Source organism: Acinetobacter sp. (assembly GCF_050285345.1).
Classification (GTDB): Bacteria; Pseudomonadota; Gammaproteobacteria; order Pseudomonadales; family Moraxellaceae; genus Acinetobacter.
This window is the reverse complement of the sequence record NZ_JBLZXR010000021.1, coordinates 1-20967: the sequence shown is the minus strand read 5'-3', so window position 1 is coordinate 20967 and position 20967 is coordinate 1. Positions and strand designations below refer to the sequence as shown.

At 39.5% G+C, this 20967-nt stretch carries 17 protein-coding genes; 8 read left to right on the top strand and 9 right to left on the bottom strand.

Annotation, left to right across the window (positions count from 1 at the left end):
- Positions 1-187 precede the first annotated feature (187 nt).
- The 6 genes from ACN6OV_RS01595 to ACN6OV_RS01570 form a co-directional block, all read right to left on the bottom strand.
- Entirely contained in the window at positions 188-1441 is a 1254-nt protein-coding gene (locus ACN6OV_RS01595) for a mechanosensitive ion channel family protein (protein WP_427949071.1), read from the bottom strand.
- 252 nt (positions 1442-1693) lie between these two features.
- Complete coding sequence (locus ACN6OV_RS01590; RefSeq protein WP_427949069.1) at positions 1694-2230, bottom strand: DUF2058 domain-containing protein; 537 nt, start codon at positions 2228-2230, stop codon at positions 1694-1696.
- A gap of 12 nt (positions 2231-2242) precedes the next feature.
- Positions 2243-2917, bottom strand: a complete 675-nt coding sequence (locus tag ACN6OV_RS01585; RefSeq protein WP_427949067.1) for a YoaK family protein — start codon at positions 2915-2917, stop codon at positions 2243-2245.
- Positions 2918-2951: 34 nt separating this feature from the next.
- Positions 2952-4145: a serine/threonine transporter SstT gene (gene sstT, locus ACN6OV_RS01580; protein WP_427949066.1), complete on the bottom strand. Its 1194-nt coding sequence runs from the start codon at positions 4143-4145 to the stop codon at positions 2952-2954.
- 207 nt (positions 4146-4352) lie between these two features.
- Entirely contained in the window at positions 4353-6089 is a 1737-nt protein-coding gene (locus ACN6OV_RS01575) for a SulP family inorganic anion transporter (protein ID WP_427949064.1), read from the bottom strand.
- A 246-nt stretch (positions 6090-6335) separates the two neighbouring features.
- Complete coding sequence (locus ACN6OV_RS01570; RefSeq protein WP_427949062.1) at positions 6336-6659, bottom strand: ArsR/SmtB family transcription factor; 324 nt, start codon at positions 6657-6659, stop codon at positions 6336-6338.
- A gap of 283 nt (positions 6660-6942) precedes the next feature.
- On the opposite strand from ACN6OV_RS01570, the gene cysK reads away from it, so the two are divergent.
- The 4 genes from cysK to ACN6OV_RS01550 all read left to right on the top strand — a co-directional run bounded on the left by cysK (position 6943) and on the right by ACN6OV_RS01550 (position 11523).
- A complete protein-coding gene (cysK, locus tag ACN6OV_RS01565) occupies positions 6943-7941 on the top strand; it encodes a cysteine synthase A (protein WP_427949060.1) in 999 nt (332 codons plus the stop codon).
- A gap of 226 nt (positions 7942-8167) precedes the next feature.
- Complete coding sequence (locus ACN6OV_RS01560; protein ID WP_427949059.1) at positions 8168-10840, top strand: heavy metal translocating P-type ATPase; 2673 nt, start codon at positions 8168-8170, stop codon at positions 10838-10840.
- A 1-nt stretch (position 10841) separates the two neighbouring features.
- Positions 10842-11261 (top strand): Cu(I)-responsive transcriptional regulator, encoded by a 420-nt coding sequence (gene cueR / locus ACN6OV_RS01555; protein WP_427949057.1) that lies wholly within the window; start codon positions 10842-10844, stop codon positions 11259-11261.
- A 67-nt stretch (positions 11262-11328) separates the two neighbouring features.
- Complete coding sequence (locus ACN6OV_RS01550) at positions 11329-11523, top strand: heavy-metal-associated domain-containing protein (RefSeq protein ID WP_427949055.1); 195 nt, start codon at positions 11329-11331, stop codon at positions 11521-11523.
- Positions 11524-11663: 140 nt separating this feature from the next.
- Here ACN6OV_RS01550 and ACN6OV_RS01545 read toward each other — a convergent pair whose 3' ends face one another.
- Entirely contained in the window at positions 11664-12269 is a 606-nt protein-coding gene (locus ACN6OV_RS01545) for a TetR/AcrR family transcriptional regulator (protein ID WP_427949053.1), read from the bottom strand.
- Positions 12270-12856: 587 nt separating this feature from the next.
- Here ACN6OV_RS01545 and ACN6OV_RS01540 point away from each other — a divergent pair.
- The 3 genes from ACN6OV_RS01540 (at position 12857) to ACN6OV_RS01530 (ending at position 17534) form a co-directional block, all read left to right on the top strand.
- Positions 12857-14638 (top strand): acyl-CoA dehydrogenase C-terminal domain-containing protein, encoded by a 1782-nt coding sequence (locus tag ACN6OV_RS01540; RefSeq protein ID WP_427949051.1) that lies wholly within the window; start codon positions 12857-12859, stop codon positions 14636-14638.
- Positions 14639-14740: 102 nt separating this feature from the next.
- Positions 14741-15910 carry a thiolase family protein gene (locus ACN6OV_RS01535; RefSeq protein WP_427949050.1) on the top strand — a complete coding sequence of 390 codons (1170 nt, stop codon included), beginning with the start codon at positions 14741-14743 and terminating at the stop codon, positions 15908-15910.
- 127 nt (positions 15911-16037) lie between these two features.
- Entirely contained in the window at positions 16038-17534 is a 1497-nt protein-coding gene (locus ACN6OV_RS01530; protein WP_427949048.1) for a succinate CoA transferase, read from the top strand.
- Positions 17535-17604: 70 nt separating this feature from the next.
- On the opposite strand, the gene ACN6OV_RS01525 is transcribed toward ACN6OV_RS01530, so the two are convergent.
- The gene (locus ACN6OV_RS01525; RefSeq protein ID WP_427949047.1) at positions 17605-18315 is read right to left on the bottom strand and encodes an HAD family hydrolase; all 711 of its coding nucleotides are present in this window, start codon (positions 18313-18315) and stop codon (positions 17605-17607) included.
- 191 nt (positions 18316-18506) lie between these two features.
- On the opposite strand from ACN6OV_RS01525, the gene ACN6OV_RS01520 reads away from it, so the two are divergent.
- Complete coding sequence (locus tag ACN6OV_RS01520; RefSeq protein ID WP_427949045.1) at positions 18507-19400, top strand: LysR substrate-binding domain-containing protein; 894 nt, start codon at positions 18507-18509, stop codon at positions 19398-19400.
- A gap of 207 nt (positions 19401-19607) precedes the next feature.
- Here the strand turns inward: ACN6OV_RS01520 and ACN6OV_RS01515 are convergent, their stop codons facing one another.
- Positions 19608-20702 (bottom strand): zinc-binding metallopeptidase family protein, encoded by a 1095-nt coding sequence (locus ACN6OV_RS01515; protein WP_427949043.1) that lies wholly within the window; start codon positions 20700-20702, stop codon positions 19608-19610.
- Between the last annotated feature and the right edge of the window lie 265 nt (positions 20703-20967).

The following is a 20967-nucleotide window of genomic DNA, read 5'->3' as shown; positions in this document are numbered from 1 at the left end:
TCAAGTTCCTATTTTAAAAGTTTTTTTGTGCGCTATTTACCAAAGAGTATATATTTTTTTTATTTTTGTACATAGTTTGTATAATTTTTTTTGATAATTCAGTACAATCTTTTGTAATAAATATAACAACAGAATATTGAAAACAGGAGCTATTTAAGCCCCCGTTTTTATAGGTTAATTAATGAACTTAATCCAAATTCATTACTCGTGAAGACGTGATATTTTGAAAATCAGTTCCAGAAGGTGCTTGATAAATTTTCAAGCCAAATTCAGGAATGATGGCAATTAAGTGATCAAAAATATCAGCTTGAATTGCTTCATAATCTTTCCATGCAATGGTATTGCTAAAAGCATAAATTTCGAGTGGAAGGCCTTCGCTGGTCGGTTGCATTTGACGCACTAAAATAGTTTGATGCTGCGCAATACCCGTGTGTTGCTTTAAATAAAATTCGATATAAGCACGGAATGTTCCTAAATTGGTCAAGCGTCGTTGATTATATTGAGACTGATTGCTAAGTTGCTGATTAAATTCGGTTAGTTCTTCATGTTTGGTATTAAGATATTGATCGAGCAAGAGGAACTCTTTGAGCTTGTTTTGCTCATCTTGCGTCATAAAATGTACTGAACTTTGATCAATATAGAGTGAGCGTTTTATACGACGTACACCAGCTTGCGCCATACCACGCCAGTTTTTAAAGGTATCTGTGACCAGCTTATTGGTTGGAATGGTGGTCAATGTTTTATCGAAGTTTTGTACCGTAATTGTATGTAATGACATATCAATGACATCACCATCTGCATTTAGTGAAGGCATCTCAATCCAGTCACCTATACGGACCATATCATAAGAAGAAATTTGAACTGAGGCTACCAAAGACAAAATGGTGTTTTGAAAAACCAACATCAGTACCGCAGCCATCGCACCAAAACCAGCCAATAGGGTAAACACATCTTTTTTCAAGAAGGTACCCAAGATCATCAGACCACAGACCAAATAGATAATGAGTTTAATGAGCTGCAAATAGCCTTTGATCGGCTTATTTCGTGATTTTGGATTACGCTGATAAATCAGGTTAAAAATATTTAATAATTCAGAGATCGCAAGCGCAATGGTCAAGAAGATAAAGGCCTGACATGCCATTTGAACCAAAGTGGCGAATTTAAGAGAAATATGTGGAACAGTTGTAATGCCATTCAAAATTACAATTGCAGGAACAATATTGGCAAAACGTTTAATGACGCTATGTTGGGAGAGGATCTGACTATGACTAAAGGTCATTTTAGAAACCAGTTTTCGAATACCGCGTACGACCACTTGTTTTGCAATAAAATTTGCAATGACAGCAAAAATAATAATGATGCTGAGAGAGGTCAACGTTTCGAGCCAGGGATATTGATCTGACCAATCTTGAATATTTTGTATAAATTGAAACTTTTCCAAAATCATCCTTCGCTTATTTATGAAAGGGTTAGCAAACTAATTTATTGTAATTGTGAATATGAGATAAGCAAATTTTTCACCCATTTATTTACTGAGCCACGACATGTTTTGTCCAAAATGTTACTGAACTAGCTGATTAGGCTTGCATTTTATAAACTTAAGGTTCGGGAAAATATTGGTCAAGCCTAAATCAAAGGTAGAAACGACAATAAAAAAAGCCCCGATGAAGGAGCTTTGATAATTTTTCAATGCTTACCACATCAAGTCATCTGGAATGACATAGGCCGCATACGGATCTTCTTCATCCGTGGTTTGCTCATTCACCTCAGAATTATTGACAATGATAAAGCCTTCCATTTTGGCATTAATACGCTCTGCAAGTGCTTTTGGTAAGAAGGCATAGCTCGCATTTTCACGTGCAATGACCAGACTGCCTGAAACAAGGGCATTGTAAATTTGCTGGTTGATATAGACTTTTTTGATTTTGCTATCATCAATAAATTGATAGGTAGCTTCACCGTCTGTATCACGAATTTTATGCTGTTGAATCATTTGCATGATGGCCGCTTTCAATTCTTTTTCATGCAAAACGGCTTTTCTGCTTTGTTCTAAAGCCTGATCTTTAGCCATTTTTTGCTGTTGATCTTGCTCAATTTTCGCTTTGATTTCAGCTTCATTACTATCACCTGTACGTTTTTCATGTACAGCTTGTTTAGACAATTTTTTTGCCTTTTTATTATCGACCAAACCTGCTTTGAGCAGTTGAGCCTGTAATGCATTTTTAACCATAGTACGTTCCAACTAATCGTGTATATGTCGATAATGAAAATAAATCATCCAATAAACTGCGCTCATGATAAAACTTAAGGCAGCTGGAATGAGGAATGCGTTTAATTTTAAATAAGGATAAAGCCCACTGGCAAGTAAACCGCCAACGATAAATCCAGCAAAGATCAGTAAATGGAGAATAACGCGTTTGGATTCTACCGCAAGGCCACGCGCTTTATAGCCCAAGGCTAAACCTAAGTCGGTTAATACGCCAGACAGGTGAGTGGTGCGAATAATGGTGCCTTTATAGTGGCTGACCATCGCATTTTGCACCCCCATTGCGACACATGCCCACAATAAAGCATAGCGAGGGAAATAGGGTAACAGTAGCCAACAGAGCACAATAAAAAAAGCCACCAAGCTTAACGGCGTACCATAACGTCGACTTAAGCTAAACTGGCTATTTCCAAGGATCAGCCCACTATAAAATGAGCCAATCACATAGCAAAGCACGACCAAGACTAAGTAAAGAATCGTTGCAGGTTGCCAATCAATGATTGCCATGGCCAACATACTAACGTTACCCGTCATATGGGAAACAGACTGGTGCAAAACAGTCACCAGTCCAAGGACGTTAATCATTCCTGCGTTAACGGCAAGAAAAAAAGTACCTAGTTGAATCCATAATGGTAAAGTCTGAAAAGGCATGGCATGACGCTAAAAAATATCTAATATCAAGATATTATCTTAAACCACGATCGACTGCAGCAGTAAATAATACGTCAGTCGAAGAGTTTAAGGCCGTTTCAGTTGAATCTTGCAGTACGCTAATCACCATACCAATGGCAACGACTTGCATAGCAATATCACTCGAAATACCAAATAGCCCACACGCCACAGGAATGAGGAGTAAAGAACCACCTGCAACACCAGAAGCACCACATGCAGAAACAGTTGCGACTACAGATAGAATCAACATGGTAGTGAAATCAACTGAAATACCCAATGTGTGGACTGCTGCAAGTGTTAAAATTGTAATAGTAACCGATGCACCTGCCATGTTGATGGTTGCACCTAATGGAATTGCAACACTGGAAGTTGATTCAGGTACGCCTAAACGCTTTGCAAGATCAAGGTTTACAGGAATGTTTGCAGCCGAACTACGGGTGAAAAATGCAGTAATACCACTTTCGCGTAAACATTGGAAAACCAATGGATATGGATTGCTACGTGTCATCAATGCCACAAGGATTGGGTTGATTACCAACGCGACAAAGAACATGGTACCAATTAAAACAGCAAGTAAATGTGCATAGCTGACTAAGGTTTTAAGACCTGCATCTGCAAATGTCACAGCGACTAAGCCAAAAATACCAACTGGTGCAAAGTTAATGACTATGCGAATGATTTTGTTCACTGCATCGGCAGCATCTGATAAGAACACGCGTGTAGTGTTACTTGCATGACGAAAAGCGATACCAAGGCTGATCGCCCATGCCAAAATACCAATGAAGTTCGCTTCAGAAATCGCAGTGACAGGGTTAGCAACAAAACTCAGCAGCAAGTTTTTTAAGATCTCAACCAGGCTACCCGGTGGTACGATATTTTCTGCGGCAACATCAAGAAATAAAGTGCTTGGAAAAAGAACACTGGCAACAACAGCGCTTAATGCTGCAAAGAACATACCTAAAGCATACATCAGCATAATTGGCTTAATGTATGCGTTGCTGCTGCCCACTTTGAAATTCGCAATCGATGAAAGTACGAGTACAAAAACCAAAACAGGTGCGACAGATTTCAATGCCTTAATGAATAAATCACCAAGTAAACTTAAATAGGGGGCAACGCCCGGAGCAAGGACAGCAACCCATACACCTAAAATAATGGCGATGATAATTCGGGTTACTAAACTCAAGCGTGTAAATGCTGAAAACATAGGAGAGCCTTGTCAGAATTACTATGACAAAAAAATGAAAATTAACCACATATTTTATACGAAAATGTGCAGTGCTTAGGAAATAATTTAATTTAAAAATAAATACATGATTTTCATGACGTATTTATTTGTATCGATTCGTAATTACAGAAAGTCTCAAGCTAGAGCTATTGGGGTTGGCTAAAGCCTGAGCATTTTTATGGGTAATTAGATCTGATATTCCATAGTTGAAGAGGTTAACTCTTGTATCGCCAAGTAATGCGTCATAAAAATTTGACCGCTTAAATGAGTCAATAATTTTGAATGCTGCAATTTGTCCATGACAGGGCCTTTTACTTCAGAAAAATGCAGGCGAATGTTCAGTTTTGAGAGTTCAAGATTTAAATCTTCAAGCATTTCCAAAGCACTTAAGTCAATGGAGCTCACACTTGAACAATTAATAATGACATGCTCAAGTTCTGCATTTTTACTCACTTCATTAATCAAGAAGCCTTTTAAGGTGTTGGCATTCAAAAAAGTTAAGTTTTCATCAATACGCATGGATAAAATATGCGGTGAGGTATAGACATGATGACGCTGAACATTTCTAAAATGTTGTGTACCTTCAACCAAGCCAATTACTGCCATATGCGGGCGGCTAATGCGCCATAACATAAGAATAAAGGTTGAAATGATGCCAATAATCAGACCTGTAGAAATATCAATGCAGACTACGCCAAAAAAAGTAACCCACATGGCAATACCATCTGCTTTGGAATAACGCCAAGTATCAATAAATGGTTTGAAATCAACCAATTTCCAGATCGACACCATAATTGTTGCTGCCAAAATGACCAGCGGTAAATCACGGAAGAAACCAGTGAAATATAAGCTAACAACGATGATCAATAGAGAGGAAAGTACACCTGCCATGGGGGTTTTGGCACCGGCATCAGCGTTAACTACGGTACGCGATAAGCTTCCGGTCACAGGAAATGATGAACTGACTCCGGCGCTTAAATTGGCAAGCCCTAAAGCGATCAGTTCCTGATTGCTATTTAACTGACTGCGTTGTTGTAACGCGGTGGCTTGAGCAATTGATAAAGATTCTACAAAACTAATCATCGCAATCATGGTTGCGCCCGGCAGTAAGGTTTGTACCAATTGCCAGTTCCAACTCGGAAAGCTCAGTGGTGGAAAACCAGAAGGAATTTCACCGACAGTTTTGATGCCGACATCCTGTAAATTAAACAGCAGCACACTGCCAATTGACATGATGACTAACAATAAAGGGAGAGCTTTACTTAAAAATGCAGTCGAACCGATTCGGGATTGTACCGATTGAGAGGCCAACAGTTTTGGCATGTAAATCAAAAATAAAATGGCAATAACACCAAAGATCAGGGATGCAAAATGCATCGAACCGAGGTGTTGCCATAAAGAAATGACAAATTCAGGAATGTTATTGGCTTGCAGGGGGGCATCGACTAAAAATTTGAATTGGCCCAATGCAATTAACAACGCTGAAGCAATAATAAAACTTTTAATGACCGGATGGCTGATCAATTGAATCAGAAAGCCAAAGCGTAAAACGCCCAAAAGTAGGGAAATAATCCCGACCATCAAAGCCAATAAGGTTGCAGCTTCAATATAAACAGGCGAGCCCACTTCAAATAAGGGATTGAGTGTAGCGAAAGTCATCATCGAAATAATCGCGACAGGCCCGATGGATAAAGTCGAACTTCCACCAATCAAGGCATACACAATCATGGGAAGAATACTGGCATATAAGCCCATGATCGGTGGCAGACCTGCCAACATAGAATAGGCCATACCTTGAGGAACCAGCATGGCAATGACAATGAGTGCTGCCAATACATCAGATTTAAATTTGACAGGAGTATAAGTCTGTAGCCATTGCCAAGCTGGGAAATGCTGTAGCATGGATTTTTTTAAATCTGACATAAAATTATCTAAATCACAAATTCATATATATTATGCACAAAAAGTGCTAAGAAGTCTTTATTAGGATGAATCCTATTTCAATATAGTACAAAACCATTTTTAAGTTCTGAGGCATTATATAAATTTTTATTTATGAATTAGATTGAAAAATAAGAAATTATTTTAAATTTTTATTTAAAAAATCGAAAAAATGCTGCTCATTGTTTTTAAAATTAAGGTGAACAGCATTCAATAATGTAGCTTAAATTAATACTGCTTAAAGGGTTGTTGGCAATATAACTGGTAAAGCGTATTCAATACCTGAACTAAATTGGCATCTTTAATCGAATAATAAATTTGTTTTCCGTCTCGACGAGTCATGACAACATCACTTTTACGTAGCATCATCAATTGTTGAGACAATGTAGGTTGTTTAATGTCAGTGATTTGTTCAATCTGAGACACATTTAATTCTTGCTGTGCCAGATGACATAAGATTAGGAGACGATCCGTATTTGCCAGTGATTTCAAAACGCCCACGACGAGTTCGGCAGAATCACGCATAGTGGTGATTTCCAGATCGGTATTCATTGGAAAATGTCCATAGGATTAACAACAATTCAAGTATACGGATATCAGATTTTAATACATTGAATAAATAAGACAAATTTTATGGTTTTTAGTGAATCTTAATATCAATATTATTTATAAGTAAAAAATAAGTTTATCAGTTAATTTTATTGCTTAAATTTAGTGCAATCTATCATAAAAACATTTATAGATATAAGTCATTCGCTTAAAAAAACATGCAGAATTTTAATTTGGTTGTATGATCTAAACATCATTTTAATACAAAGACATCAGGGAAATATTCATGAGCACAGATTCAGCTTTTCCAGTACCAGAAAATTTAGGTATTGCGGTTTATAGTAATAATGCAGAAGCCATTGGTAATACGCCATTGGTTCGTATTAATCGTGCAATTCAGTCTGATGCAACGGTATTGGCAAAAGTTGAAAGTCGTAACCCAGCATTTTCAGTTAAATGCCGTGTGGGTGCTGCGCTGATTGCTGATGCTGAAGCAAAGGGTTTGTTGAAACCGGGCATGCATATTGTTGAACCAACCAGTGGTAATACTGGTATTGCACTGGCATTCGTAGCTGCAGCAAAAGGTTATGACATTACATTAACTATGCCTGCGAGTATGAGTATTGAACGCCGCAAAGTGTTGAAATCTTTTGGTGCAAATTTAGTGTTAACTGAACCTGCTAAAGGGATGAAAGGTGCGATTGATGAAGCACAGCATTTAGTCGATGAACATCCTGACACTTATTATTTACCTCAACAGTTTGAAAATCCAGCAAACCCTAAAATTCATGAACAAACCACAGGTCCTGAAATTTGGGCAGCGACTGGTGGTAAAGTCGATATTTTAGTGGCAGGTGTGGGGACAGGTGGTACGATTACCGGTATTTCAAACTTTTTTGAAAAAGTAAAAAATCAACCGATCTATTCTGTTGCCGTTGAACCTGCGGAATCTCCAATTATTGCGCAAGTGAAAAAAGGAGAACCGTTAACTCCAGGCCCACATAAAATTCAAGGGATTGGTGCCAACTTTATTCCAGGGAACTTAGACCTAGATCTTGTTGATGAAGTGATGAGCATTGAAAGTAGCGAAGCCATTGAATGGGCGCGCAAAACAGCAACACATGAAGGTATCTTAGTTGGTATTTCTAGTGGTGCAGCAATGGCAGCGGCAGCTAAACTAGCAGCACGTCCTGAAAATGCAGGGAAAAATATTGTCGTGATCCTACCTGATGGTGGTGAACGTTATCTTTCTTCTGTTTTATTTGAAGATATTAGTGCTGACTAATTTTTCAGTAAAATACAAAAAGCTTGTTCATTTGAATGGGCTTTTTTATTGTTTTTTTATTAAGAGTCACTCACTCCCTGACGATAGTTATAAATCAACTGAATCAGTTCCTTATCCCTAATGTTGCAGCTATAGTCTGAAATGAAGTATAAAAAAACTTGACCTTACAATAATGTCAATGTTTAAGCTATAACATGTCATAGAGTCTTAGTATTGAGATATCGTTATGAGCTTACAAACACAATCATCCTTGTCTGAAGGAACACTCGAAATTGAGGGCATGACCTGTGCGTCGTGTGTTGCACGTGTTGAAAAAGCATTAAAAAAAGTTGAGGGTATTGAGGAGGCTTCGGTTAATCTGGCGACAGAAACCGCTCATATTCGTGGTCATGTACCTATCAATTATGCAGCAGCCATTCAATCTGTAGAAAAAGCTGGGTTTACGGTTGCAACTAAAAGCATAGAGCTGAACATTGAAGGAATGACTTGCGCATCTTGCGTTGCACGTGTCGAAAAAGCCATTCAAAAAGTACCTGCTGTGGTTTCTGCTCAAGTCAATTTAGCCACAGAAAAAGCCACAATTCAGGCTGTGGCATCGGTAGAAAATACGCAGATTATACAGGCGATTGAAAAAGCCGGATTTTATGTTGCCGCGCAAGATATTGAACTGAATATTGAAGGGATGACTTGCGCGTCCTGTGTTGCCCGCGTCGAAAAAGCACTGAATGCAGTTGATGGTGTCACACAGGCTACTGTGAATCTGGCATTGGAAAAAGCCTTTATTCAGGCACCTGCATCAAAAGTGAATGAATTAATTGCTGCGGTTAAAAAAGCAGGTTATCGCGCAGAGCTTTCTACAACCCAGCAACCATCTCAAACTGATAAAAAAGCTGATGAATTGCGTTTGCTGAAACGTGATTTATGGATTGTGTTAGTTTTGGCTGTGCCTGTATTTATTTTGGAAATGGGTTCGCATATGATCCCAGCTTTCCATCATTTTGTTGCACAAAATATTGGTACCCAAAATAGTTGGTACATTCAGTTTTTTTTAACCACCCTGGTGTTGATTTTTCCCGGACGACGTTTTTACCAACATGGGATACCCGCATTACTGCGTTTAGCACCTGATATGAACTCACTTGTCGCAGTGGGAACCTTGGCGGCATATAGTTTTTCATGCGTTGCAACTTTTGCTTCTCAATTATTGCCCCAAGGTACGGTACATGTGTATTTTGAGGCGGCAGCAGTCATTGTGGCTTTGATTTTACTTGGCCGCTTTATGGAGGCCAAAGCTAAAGGTAAAACATCACAAGCCATTCAATATCTAGTAGGTATGCAACCGAAAATAGCACGTGTAGAACACGCGGGTGAAACGGTAGATATGCCAGTCGTAGACGTGCAAACTGGCATGATCATTGAAATACGGCCTGGCGAACGTTGTCCTGTGGATGGTGAGGTGGTATCTGGTAATAGTTATATTGATGAGTCAATGATCAGTGGCGAACCGATTCCTGTGGGAAAACAAGTTGGGGATCAAGTGGTTGGCGGTACGATTAACCAAAATGGTCATTTAAAAATTAAAGCAACTGCTGTTGGGCAAGACTCCGTTTTGGCGCAAATCATTCATATGGTTGAACAGGCTCAGGGTTCAAAACTTCCGATTCAAGCTTTAGTCGATAAAGTCACCTTATGGTTTGTACCTGTGGTGATGTCACTTGCCGTGATAACGTTTTTGGTTTGGTATTTTGTTGGACCAGAACCAAGTTTAACTTATGCTTTAGTGAATGCGGTTGCGGTACTGATTATTGCCTGTCCATGTGCCATGGGGTTGGCAACACCGACTTCAATTATGGTGGGTACAGGTCGCGGTGCTGAACTTGGCGTGCTTTTTCGTAAAGGTGAAGCGCTACAGCAACTTAAAAGCACACAAGTGGTTGCTGTCGATAAAACAGGAACCCTAACCGAAGGCAAGCCTAAGCTGACTGATTTTGATGTCACACAAGGTTTTGATAAAGATCGTGTGTTTCAAATTTTAGCATCAGTTGAAAGTAAGTCTGAACATCCGATTGCTTATGCGATTGTGCAAGCTGCACAAAATAAAAAAATAGAGTTGCTTGAAGTTGAACAGTTTGACTCGGTCACAGGTGCCGGGATTCAGGCTGTGGTTAATGGTCAGCATATTTATATTGGTGCCGATCATCTCATGCAAAAACTGGGTTTAGAGACTTCCGTATTTGCTGAATATGTACAAAACATGGGCAATGAAGGTAAAACACCGCTTTATATTTCAATTGACCAGAAACTTGCAGCAATTGTGGCGGTGGCCGATCCAATTAAGGACACGACCTATTCAGCGATTCAAACTTTGCATGATCTAGGTTTAAAAGTTGCCATGATCACGGGGGATAACCGTCATACCGCAACAGCGATTGCGAAACAATTAAAGATTGACCATGTTATTGCAGAAGTGATGCCTGATCAAAAAGTGCAATCAGTGCAACAACTGCAAAAAGAGCATGGTGTTGTGTGTTTTGTCGGTGATGGGATTAATGATGCGCCAGCGTTGGCACAGGCAGATGTCGGTATGGCAATTGGTACAGGTACGGATGTGGCGATTGAAGCTGCGGATGTGGTACTAATGTCGGGTAATTTACAAATGGTGCCAACCGCAATTTCATTGAGTACGGCAACCATGAATAATATTCGTCAAAACCTATTCTGGGCATTTGTCTATAACGCAGCGTTAATTCCTGTGGCTGCGGGTGTTCTCTATCCATTCTTTGGCATATTACTTTCACCAATGTTTGCCGCAGGTGCGATGGCATTATCTTCAGTTTTTGTAGTTTCAAACGCACTTCGACTCAAAGGTTTTAAAGGGCCTGTATTTAAGGAGTCTTAAAATGAATATCGGTCAAGCAGCAAAAATATCAGGTATTTCTGCCAAGATGATTCGTTATTATGAATCCATTGGCTTGTTGACAAGTGCTCGACGTACAGAAGCAGGCTATCGAATTTATAGTGATGCGGATGTGAAAATCTTGAGCTTTTTACGTCATGCACGAGATTTGGGGTTTTCATCTGAGCAAATGAAAGAACTGCTTGGTCTTTGGAAAAATGAGGAACGCCACAGTGCCGAAGTGAAGCAATTGGCTTTGAAACATATTCATACCTTGAATCAAAAAATTGCAGATTTACAAGCCATGGTAGAAATATTGCAGCAGTCTGTGGATGGCTGTGCAGGCAATGAACAAGCAGACTGTAATATTTTGAACCAGATTGAAAAAGGAATAGCAGAAAGTTGCCATACCGCTCCAGAGTAAAAATGCCTTGACCTTCCTATTGTGGCAAGGTTTATAGTCTTAATCAGTGAAATATGAGGAAGAAAAAATGAAATTTCGTATTGAAAATATGACTTGTGGTGGTTGCGCACGTAGCGTAACAGCGACCATTAAAGATTTAGATGAAAATGCAACTGTAAATATTGATGTGGACACTAAATTGGTTGAAGTGAACACGACCGTTGCAGAAGATAAAATTGTTGCTGCATTGACTGAAGATGGTTTTCCGCCAGTAATTGCTTAAAGAATGATATTGACTTTCTTAAGGATGATTTTACTGTGATGTATGGATCACCCATTCAGTCCTAAGAAGATCGATAAATAAGAAAATCGATAATCGTTGTAAAAAAGCCGAACAGATGTTCGGCTTTTATATTGTAAGTTTTAAACCGCCGAAATTTTATCTGGGGTCATCAGTGCTTGGTTAATATAAAGCTTAATTAGGCGCTCACGTGAACCAATCGATTTTTGGTAGTGTGTCGAGTTGAGCAGGAGCGATGCACCATAAGTCACTGTCCAAATGTAGGATAAATAGTCACGGATCGACATGGCACTTTCGAGTGATTTTAAATAGTCACTGGTCATGTCCTTAATTTCAATAATCCGTTCTTCGCGTACTTGATATAATTCTTCAAATAACTCTTTTAATTTACGCTCGTTATTGGTCAAACGTTCTTCAATCACATGCAATAAAATCGTACGGTTTGAATTTAGCATGTTGTACAGCATGTACTGCGAAACATAAGTCTTGATATCGTGATTATATTTTTTAGAAATTTCCAGCAGGCGTTTTTCATTCAGAATAATCAATTCTAAATACAGCTGATTTTTACTTTTAAAATGTTTGTAAATCGTGCCTTTGGCAATATCTAGCTCGCTAGCCAATTCACTTAAGGTAATATCCTGATTATTATCCAGCAATAACGTTTCTGCCATCGCTAAAATTTTCTCTTTGCGTATTAGAAAATTTTGTTGGCGTACTGTAGTCATCTTTATCGTTCCAAATACATCAATGGCGAGCATAACTCCTAGATTACGGTCTTTCGATCTTATCTAAAATAACACTATGGTCGAGAAGAATGCTCAAATTTGGTTTAAAAATAAACACTCGAAAATTATTGGAATTTTCCTGTTTTTCATAAGTTGTTATGTAAAGTCAAGAAAAGTGAACTCTAGAGGTCATTTCTAGTGAATAAAATTCCATTTTAATTTTTTTTATTCTATTGTCAATGCGCACAAAAACGGCGGTTAAGTCTAATAATTCATCACCATGAGTTTGAAAGATCAGTCCTTTGGACAAGGTTTTAGGTTCTATATGTACGCTTCAACGAAAAATCAATTTATCAGCTTAATCTGCTTTATCCAATTTTTATCTGCCCGATCGCGGTTCTAAAAAATTCAAAACTGAACGCTATATTTTCAGTATTTTTCAATGTTTTCTAGTTAAAACATCGAACACAAAATCTCACCAATTTTACTCAGTTGAAATTAAAACTTTGATTTCGCTTAGGATACTTTTATCTAAAAAAAATGCGGCATTACTTTAAAGCAGCATTCAATGTACAAGGGAAGAAATTATGCCAATTTATAATGCGCCACTCAAAGACATGGAGTTTATTTTAAATGATGTGTTTCAGGCAGATGAATTCTGGCAGTCAAATGAAAATTTAGCCCACATCGATATGGCAACTGCAAATGCCATTTTAGAAGAAATGGCGAAATTTTCGAAAAACGTCATTCTAGATTTGAACCGCAGTGCCGATGAAGAAGGCGGTGCACAGTTTAATCAGGGCGTTGTCACTACACCTACAGGCTTTAAAGATGCGTTCAAACAATTCGCTGAAGGTGGTTGGGTCGGTTTAGGCGCTTCTGAAGAATGGGGCGGTCAGAACATGCCGAAAATGCTGACTGTGCTTGCAGATGAAATGATTTGGAGTACCAACCCTTCATTTATGCTGTATCCGCTGTTGACTGTGGGCGCAGGTATGGCGATCAATGACCGCGCATCGCAAGAGCAAAAAGAAACCTATTTGCCAAAATTCTACACAGGTGAATGGTCAGGTACGATGTGTTTGACTGAACCGCATTCAGGAACTGATTTGGGGATCATTAAAACCAAAGCAGAACCCAATGAAGATGGTTCATTTAATATTACCGGTACAAAAATTTTCATTACCAGCGGTGAACACGATCTGTGTGAAAACATCATTCACTTAGTTTTGGCAAAAACACCAAATGCGCCAGCGGGTTCACGTGGCATTTCACTGTTCATCGTGCCGAAATTTCATGTCAATGCTGATGATGGTTCAATCGGCGAGCGCAACGCAGTATCAGCAGGTTCTATTGAGCACAAGATGGGGATTAAAGGCTCAGCAACTTGTGTCATGAACTTTGATGGTGCCAAAGGCTATATCGTAGGTAAAGAAAACGAAGGTCTTGCTGCGATGTTCGTGATGATGAACTATGAGCGTTTATCTATGGGTATTCAGGGGATTGGCGCGGCAGAATTTGCTTATCAAAACGCTGCACAATATGCGACAGACCGCTTGCAAGGTCGCTCTGCAACGGGTGTTCAATCGCCAGAAAAACCAGCAGATTCAATTTTAGTCCATGGTGATGTACGCCGTATGTTGCTGAACGTACGCGCAAATAATGAAGCTTCTCGTGCATTTGCGGTCTATGTCGGTCAACAACTGGACATCACGAAATATTCAACGGATGAAGCGGCTGTGAAAAAGGCCAATGACCGTGTTGCACTGTTAACTCCAATTGCTAAAGCTTATTTAACCGATACTGCGCTGCAAGCAACACTAGAAGCGCAAATGTGCTTTGGCGGCCACGGCTATATTCGTGAATGGGGCATGGAGCAATGTATCCGTGACTTACGTATCTCACAAATTTACGAAGGCACCAACGGCGTACAAGCGATTGACTTGATTGGTCGTAAAACCACGAAATGTAATGGTGTATTCATTGCAGAATATATTGCAGAAATTCGTGAATTTGCAGCGTCAATGTCGGATTCTAAAGTGAAAACGGCTGCGGTTCAGGTTTGTGACGAAGTTGAAGCTTTAACGCAATTTATTGTTGAGCAGTCAAAAACCGCACCTGACTTCACTAGTTCAGTCGCGGTTGATTACTTGCATGCTGTGGGCTTATTAAGCTTTGTATATATGTTTGCACGTATTAGCAAAGCGGCAGCGGCAAAACCAGAAAGCTTCTTCCAAAACAAATTGGTTCTTGCCGACTATTATGTTGAAAAAGTCCTGCCTGATTTAGCAGCACGTGCGCAACGTATCAAAGCGGGTTCTGCGCTGATTATGCAGTTATCTGAAGAATACTTCACCGCTCAGTCTTAAGCTGTAGGCGAAATTTAAGCAAAACACATTAAGATGGAAAGTACCAAGGAAGCAGCCATGTTTCCTTGGTTTGAAAAGATTTAAAACAGGATGAAATAAAAAATGATTGTAATTGTAGATGGTGTGCGTACAGCGATGGGTGGTTTTCAGGGTTCACTTTCATCTTGTACAGCCCCAGATTTAGGTGCTACAGCGATCCAAGCCGTAGTGTCACGTTCAGGCTTACAACCTACTGATATTGATGAAGTGATTTTTGGTTGTGTGCTGCCTGCAGGTTTAAAACAAGGTCCTGCACGTCAAGCCATGCGCCAAGCGGGTTTGCCTGATTCAACAGGTGCAACCACGATTAATAAAATTTGTGGTTCGGGGATGAAAGCAGTGATGCAAGCTGCCGATGCGATTAAAGCTGGTTCTGCCAATATTGTGGTGGCAGGCGGTATGGAATCGATGTCGAATGCCCCTTATTTATTAGAAAAGGCACGTGCGGGCTACCGTATGGGGCATGGCAAAACCACCGACCACATGTTCCAAGAAGGCCTAGAGGATGCTGAAACAGGTCTGTCGATGGGTATTCTTGCGCAAGAAATGGCCGACAAAAAAGGCTATACCCGTGAACAACAAGATGCGTTTGCGATTAATTCATTAAATAAAGCTGTTGCAGCCATTAACGGTGGTTTCTTTAAAGATGAAATCGTACCTGTAACGGTGAAAAGCCGTAAAGGCGATGTCGTAGTTGAACAAGATGAACAACCTTTAAATGCAAAAGCTGACAAAATTCCAACTTTACGTCCTGCATTTAAAAAAGATGGCACCATTACAGCGGCTAATGCCAGCTCAATTTCTGATGGTGCATCGGCTTTGGTGATTACTTCTGCTGAAACAGCCAATGCACGTGGCTTAAAGCCATTGGCCAATATTGTGGCCTATGCGAGCAACTCACAGCATCCTTCAGAATTTACCATTGCGCCAGTTGGTGCAATTGAAAAAGTACTGCAAAAAGCAGGTTGGGATGCCAAAGATGTCGATCTTTGGGAAGTGAATGAAGCATTTGCCATGGTTACCATGCTTGCCATTGATGGATTTAACCTAGATGAAGCAAAAGTGAACATTAATGGTGGCGCTTGCTCACTAGGTCATCCGCTCGGTTCATCAGGTTCGCGTATTATCGTGACACTTTTACACGCACTAAAACGTACAGGCGGTAAAAAAGGTGTAGCGGCATTATGTATTGGTGGCGGTGAGGCAACAGCAATTGCGGTTGAACTTGTGTAATTTGCCTCAATTATCATTTTTTTAGATAAGTAAGTTTTTAGATAAGCAATAACAAAGCCATTTCAGCCCGCTGGGATGGCGACACTATAGATGTTTATTTTGAGATGTTATTTTTGAGATTTTGATTATGAACGGTTTAGATCGCATTCGTTTACTCTCCCTTCACGACAAAGTGATGTCTGCTGAAAAAGCAATTGAGTTAATTCAAGATGGTTCAGTGGTTGGTTTAAGTGGTTTTGGTGGTGCAGGTGAAGCAAAAACAGTTCCTCTAGCACTTGCCGATCACGCTGCTTCACATCCTTTACGCATCACGCTGGCAACAGGTGCAAGCCTAGGCAATAGTATCGATGGCCGCTTAAACGAGGCGCATGCCATTGAGCGTCGTTATCCTTACCAAGCAGACCCAGGCTTACGTAAAGCCATCAATGCGGGTGAGGTGATGTATATCGATCAGCATTTGTCTGAAATGGCAGACAATATTCGCCATCATAATTTACCGCGTATTAATGTAGCGGTGATTGCAGCAACCGCAATTACCGAAGATGGCCAAATCATTCCAACCGGTTCGTGCGGTAACTCGGCAAACTTTATTGAAATGGCGGATCATGTGATTGTCGAAATTGACAATACCATCAATCCCGTACTTGAAGGTGTACATGATATTTATGTGCCAAAAGCGCGTCCAAATCGTGGGCCAATTCCATTAACGCAAGTGGGTGAGCGTATTGGTACGATTGGCATCAATGTCAGTCCTGAAAAAATTTCTGCAATTGTGATCAATGATTTACCAGATACGCAATTCAAAATGGACGAGCCAGACGTTGAAACTTTAGCGATTGCTCAACATTTAATTACTTTCTTTGAAGGTGAAGTGGCAGATGGTCGTTTACCTGAAAATTTAGGCCCATTGCAGTCAGGTGTCGGTTCGATTGCCAATGCAGTATTTGCAGGCTTTGAACATTCAAATTTCCATGATCTTGAAATGTATTCAGAAGTGCTTCAAGACTGTACCTTCCAGTTGATTGATTCAGGCAAAATGAAGTTTGCTTCCGGTTGCTCAATGACCTTGTCTGAACCTTGCGCACAGCATGTGATGAGCAATTTTGACCAATATAAAGACAAAATTGTGCTGCGCCCGCAAGAACTGTCGAATAATCCTGAAATCATCCGTCGCCTAGGCATTATTGCAATCAATACAGCATTGGAGTTTGATATTTACGGAAACGTGAATTCCACCCATGTGACCGGAACCAAAATGATGAACGGCATTGGTGGTTCAGGTGACTTTACCCGCCATGCACATATAGCCATTTTCGTAACGAAATCAGTGGCGAAAGGTGGTGCGATTTCATCTGTAGTGCCGATGGTTAGCCATACTGATCACACCGATCATGATGTGGATATTGTGGTAACCGAACAAGGTTTGGCAGATTTACGTGGCCTTGCGCCGCGTGAACGTGCACGCAAAGTGATTGAAATTTGTGCACATCCAAGCTATCGCGCAGAATTGATGAGCTACTTTGAACGTGCTTGCGAGCGTGGTGGACAAACACCGCATCTGTTAAATGAAGCTTTGTCTTGGCATGCAAAATTTGAAGAAACAGGCAGTATGAAAAGCGATTAAATTGAAGTGAAGAAAGAGCCCGATTCGTTCGGGCTTTTTTATTTTTCTGTGATTATTTCTAAGTCGAATTTTAAATTACCGTAATCAACTCAGCAAAATCTTGTACAAAATAATCCGCTTTTGCCTTGATGTGCTCTAACTCATGTTCAGAATATTGATCATAAATCGCCACAACTTCAATACCGGCTTGATTGGCCGCTTCAATACCAATTAAAGAATCTTCAATAATTAAGCATTCCTCTGGTTTAAACCCAAAATGCTGCATGGCTTTTAAATAAACTTCTGGATGTGGTTTGATATTTTCCACATTTTCACGGGTCAATATGAGGTGGAAGTCTCGTTCAAAATGCAATTTAGGATGAATATTCGCGTTCTTGGATTGATAGCGTCGAATATTGTGAATACTCGTGGTGGTGGTAATGGCAACGGCGATGCCTTGTTGAATTAAGGCTTGAACAAAAATCTCTGCCTGCGGTTTGAGTTGAATCACATGATCGAGAAAATGATATGAAATGGTATAACGATACGTTTTGATTTCTTCTACGCTTAAATTTTGAATCTCATAGCTTTCTTTGAGAAAGTGACAGTACATTAGGTAGGGATCAGGACTTTGCCTAAATTTTTGTAGTTGAATATCACGTTGCTGCTGGATGCTTAAATGACTGATGATTTGACCCGTTAAGTCTTGAATGAGCTGTGCATCGACTTGATTCCAAATCCCCACAGAATCAATGAGTGTCCCATCAAGGTCAAAACATACCAATTTTTTAGCATTCAACATGCTTTATATCCTCGCCCAATTTTAGGGAATTATGCGGATTCTAAGGAGTGAATGAAAGTCATACGTGGGGTTGGTAAATAGTCTGGCGTTTCATTGGTAATAAAAGTAATATTTCGATATTGGCATTTTCAATATTTCTGCCGATGATACAAACTAAATTTTAGCGTTATCGATGAAGGATTTTAACTTTCGTGTTTGAATTGGACTGTAAACTTCTTAGCATTTTTTTTCATGTTTATAAGTACAAAAATGTCTCGCAGGCTGCTGAACATTTACAAATGAGTCAACCGACGGTGAGTAATATCCTAAATAAAATCCGACAGCATTATAACGACCCATTATTTTTAAGAATAGGCAATGAAATGGTGCCAACGGAACTGTCTCGTCAGCTTTTTCCTTTGGTCAGTGAAGCATTAAGTAAAGTTGAAGCCATTAATAACTTTTCGATCGACTTTGACCAAGCGATTTCGGATCAGAAATTTACCTTGGCGATGACCGATGTATCGCACTTGGTTTTATTGCCTAAAATTAGCCAATATTTAAAAAACCATGCGCCACAAATCCGCTTAAATGTTCGACCAATTACCAGTGAGACCAGTTATCAAATGGCCAATGGCGAAATTGATTTGGCACTGGGTTTTTTACCACATTTAGAAAGTGGTTTTTATCAGCAAAAATTATTTGAACAATATTATGTGGTGATTGCGGCAAAAGATCATCCGCGTCTTACAGGCGATACCATTACAACAGCACAATATTTAAGTGAATCGCATATCGATATTGATGCCGGAATGGGGCATTACCATATAGAAAATGAGTTGCTGAACCTCGACTTGAAACGCGATATTTTGATGCGTTTGCCGAGTTATTTAGGTGTGGGTCTGGTGGTGCAAGATACGGATGCGATTGCCACAGTGCCGTATTATCTGAGTGAAGTCTTACTTTCTCGTGGCAATTTAAAAATATTTGAAGCACCGATTGCTTTTCCAACCTATGGGGTAAAACAGTATTGGCATATGTCCTGTCACCATAAACCGAGTCATCAATGGCTGCGTCATATGCTCCATGAAATTTTGGTCAAATAATCAAAATATTATTCAACAGACCTTATTCAAAAGTGCGCTGATTTTATCTTTTTTGAGTTTGATCAATTGGCAGCCAGAAAGAAGACTGATGCTTATAAGTATCATCAAGGTGGTTGAAGTTGCTGCTAATACTGACATGACATACACTCACAAAGCTTTGATTTATTTTAATTCATGGGCAATGGAATTACACAGTTTAAAGAATTGTTAGCTTAAAAATTTAGCTGTGTCAGGTTGATTAAAGCTAATCAGCAATAATTTATGATGAATAAAGCGTAATTTGTCTAAAACGAGGTTGGACAAGGTAAAGGGATAGGCATCATCTAGGCCCATACTACGGTTTAAGGCATTTAAATTGAAGGTGAGTGTCATCCAATGTTGCAGCAATAAATCAAAATCTTGTGCGCCGATCGGATTTTCATTAAGTTCTAAATTATTCAAATTATGTTTATTGGTTTTGACCACTAAACCTGCATGATAGGCGGTTTCTAAGGTATCCATCATATGTAAATAATGTGCCCAAGTTTCGGCCCAATCTTCCCAAGGATGTGTACTGGCATAGGAACTAACAAAATTATCTGTCCAGTTCAGCGGTGCACCATCATTATAATGGCGTTTTAATGCTTCATTATAGTCTTGGCGTTCATCGCCAAAGTACAAACGAAATTCATCAATTAACTCTGGGTATACATGTTGAAGTAAATCAAAATAATAGTGTCCACTTTCATGGCGAAAATGCCCCAAAAGGGTTCGATAGTTTTCACCCATTTTAACCCGCGTTGTTTCACGGTAAATCACATCGGCTTCACTGGCATTTAAGGTAATCACGCCATTGGCATGTCCCGTCATGACAGGCTGGTTTTCTGTCGGCATTAGAAAATTGAAACTTAGCCCAAAACGATCATCATCACTACGTTTGGCTCTAGGCATAATATTGAGCTGTTGCATCAAATATAAAAAACGTCGTTTCGCATACTCTAAACGCGCCCAATATACGATATGGTCGGGGTTATCTAAACTTGGAATAATGTGGGTCAACTGACATGATTCACAATAGATTTCATCACTTTCGGCGGGTATCATCCAGTTGCAGACTTGGTGATGCTGATAATTATAACAAGGCTTGTAGCGTTTCCCTTTTTGTTCATTATTAAGTGCCAGCCAAAGCGTCGCGCTGTGTTTTTCAAAACAGCCCATGTCTTTTTCAGCGGCAATATAACCCAATGCTGTATGACAGCTCATACATTCGGTGTTGGCGAAAAACACTTGATTATGACAAACAGCGCAGCTGAAATATTTCATGGCAGTTCTGATGAGGCAGTATTTTGAACAATTATAAATCAAGATCAATAAGTACATCAGCGCTTGTCGCTAAAAGTTACGATAAACCGAATAGCTCAAACAAAATGATAATCACATTTTTAATATTGAACTGGTTCAGTTTTAACCTGCATTTTTTGATGCGCCGTCATGTTTAATTGCTAAAAACCTTGGGGCTTAGGAAGTAAACATATACAAAATGTATGGTAACTTCCTAATATGAAAAGTAAAAATAGATACTATTCTC

Bases quoted from the DNA above. Each gene is read 5' to 3' on its own strand.
- ACN6OV_RS01585 (WP_427949067.1), bottom strand. From the start codon at position 2,917: ATGCCTTTTCAGACTTTACCATTATGGATTCAACTAGGTACTTTTTTT.
- cueR (WP_427949057.1), top strand. From the start codon at position 10,842: ATGAATATCGGTCAAGCAGCAAAAATATCAGGTATTTCTGCCAAGATG.
- ACN6OV_RS01515 (WP_427949043.1), bottom strand. From the start codon at position 20,702: ATGAAATATTTCAGCTGCGCTGTTTGTCATAATCAAGTGTTTTTCGCC.
- ACN6OV_RS01590 (WP_427949069.1), bottom strand. From the start codon at position 2,230: ATGGTTAAAAATGCATTACAGGCTCAACTGCTCAAAGCAGGTTTGGTC.
- ACN6OV_RS01560 (WP_427949059.1), top strand. From the start codon at position 8,168: ATGAGCTTACAAACACAATCATCCTTGTCTGAAGGAACACTCGAAATT.
- ACN6OV_RS01575 (WP_427949064.1), bottom strand. From the start codon at position 6,089: ATGTCAGATTTAAAAAAATCCATGCTACAGCATTTCCCAGCTTGGCAA.
- ACN6OV_RS01550 (WP_427949055.1), top strand. From the start codon at position 11,329: ATGAAATTTCGTATTGAAAATATGACTTGTGGTGGTTGCGCACGTAGC.
- sstT (WP_427949066.1), bottom strand. From the start codon at position 4,145: ATGTTTTCAGCATTTACACGCTTGAGTTTAGTAACCCGAATTATCATC.
- ACN6OV_RS01540 (WP_427949051.1), top strand. From the start codon at position 12,857: ATGCCAATTTATAATGCGCCACTCAAAGACATGGAGTTTATTTTAAAT.
- ACN6OV_RS01535 (WP_427949050.1), top strand. From the start codon at position 14,741: ATGATTGTAATTGTAGATGGTGTGCGTACAGCGATGGGTGGTTTTCAG.
- ACN6OV_RS01530 (WP_427949048.1), top strand. From the start codon at position 16,038: ATGAACGGTTTAGATCGCATTCGTTTACTCTCCCTTCACGACAAAGTG.
- ACN6OV_RS01525 (WP_427949047.1), bottom strand. From the start codon at position 18,315: ATGTTGAATGCTAAAAAATTGGTATGTTTTGACCTTGATGGGACACTC.
- ACN6OV_RS01570 (WP_427949062.1), bottom strand. From the start codon at position 6,659: ATGAATACCGATCTGGAAATCACCACTATGCGTGATTCTGCCGAACTC.
- ACN6OV_RS01545 (WP_427949053.1), bottom strand. From the start codon at position 12,269: ATGACTACAGTACGCCAACAAAATTTTCTAATACGCAAAGAGAAAATT.
- cysK (WP_427949060.1), top strand. From the start codon at position 6,943: ATGAGCACAGATTCAGCTTTTCCAGTACCAGAAAATTTAGGTATTGCG.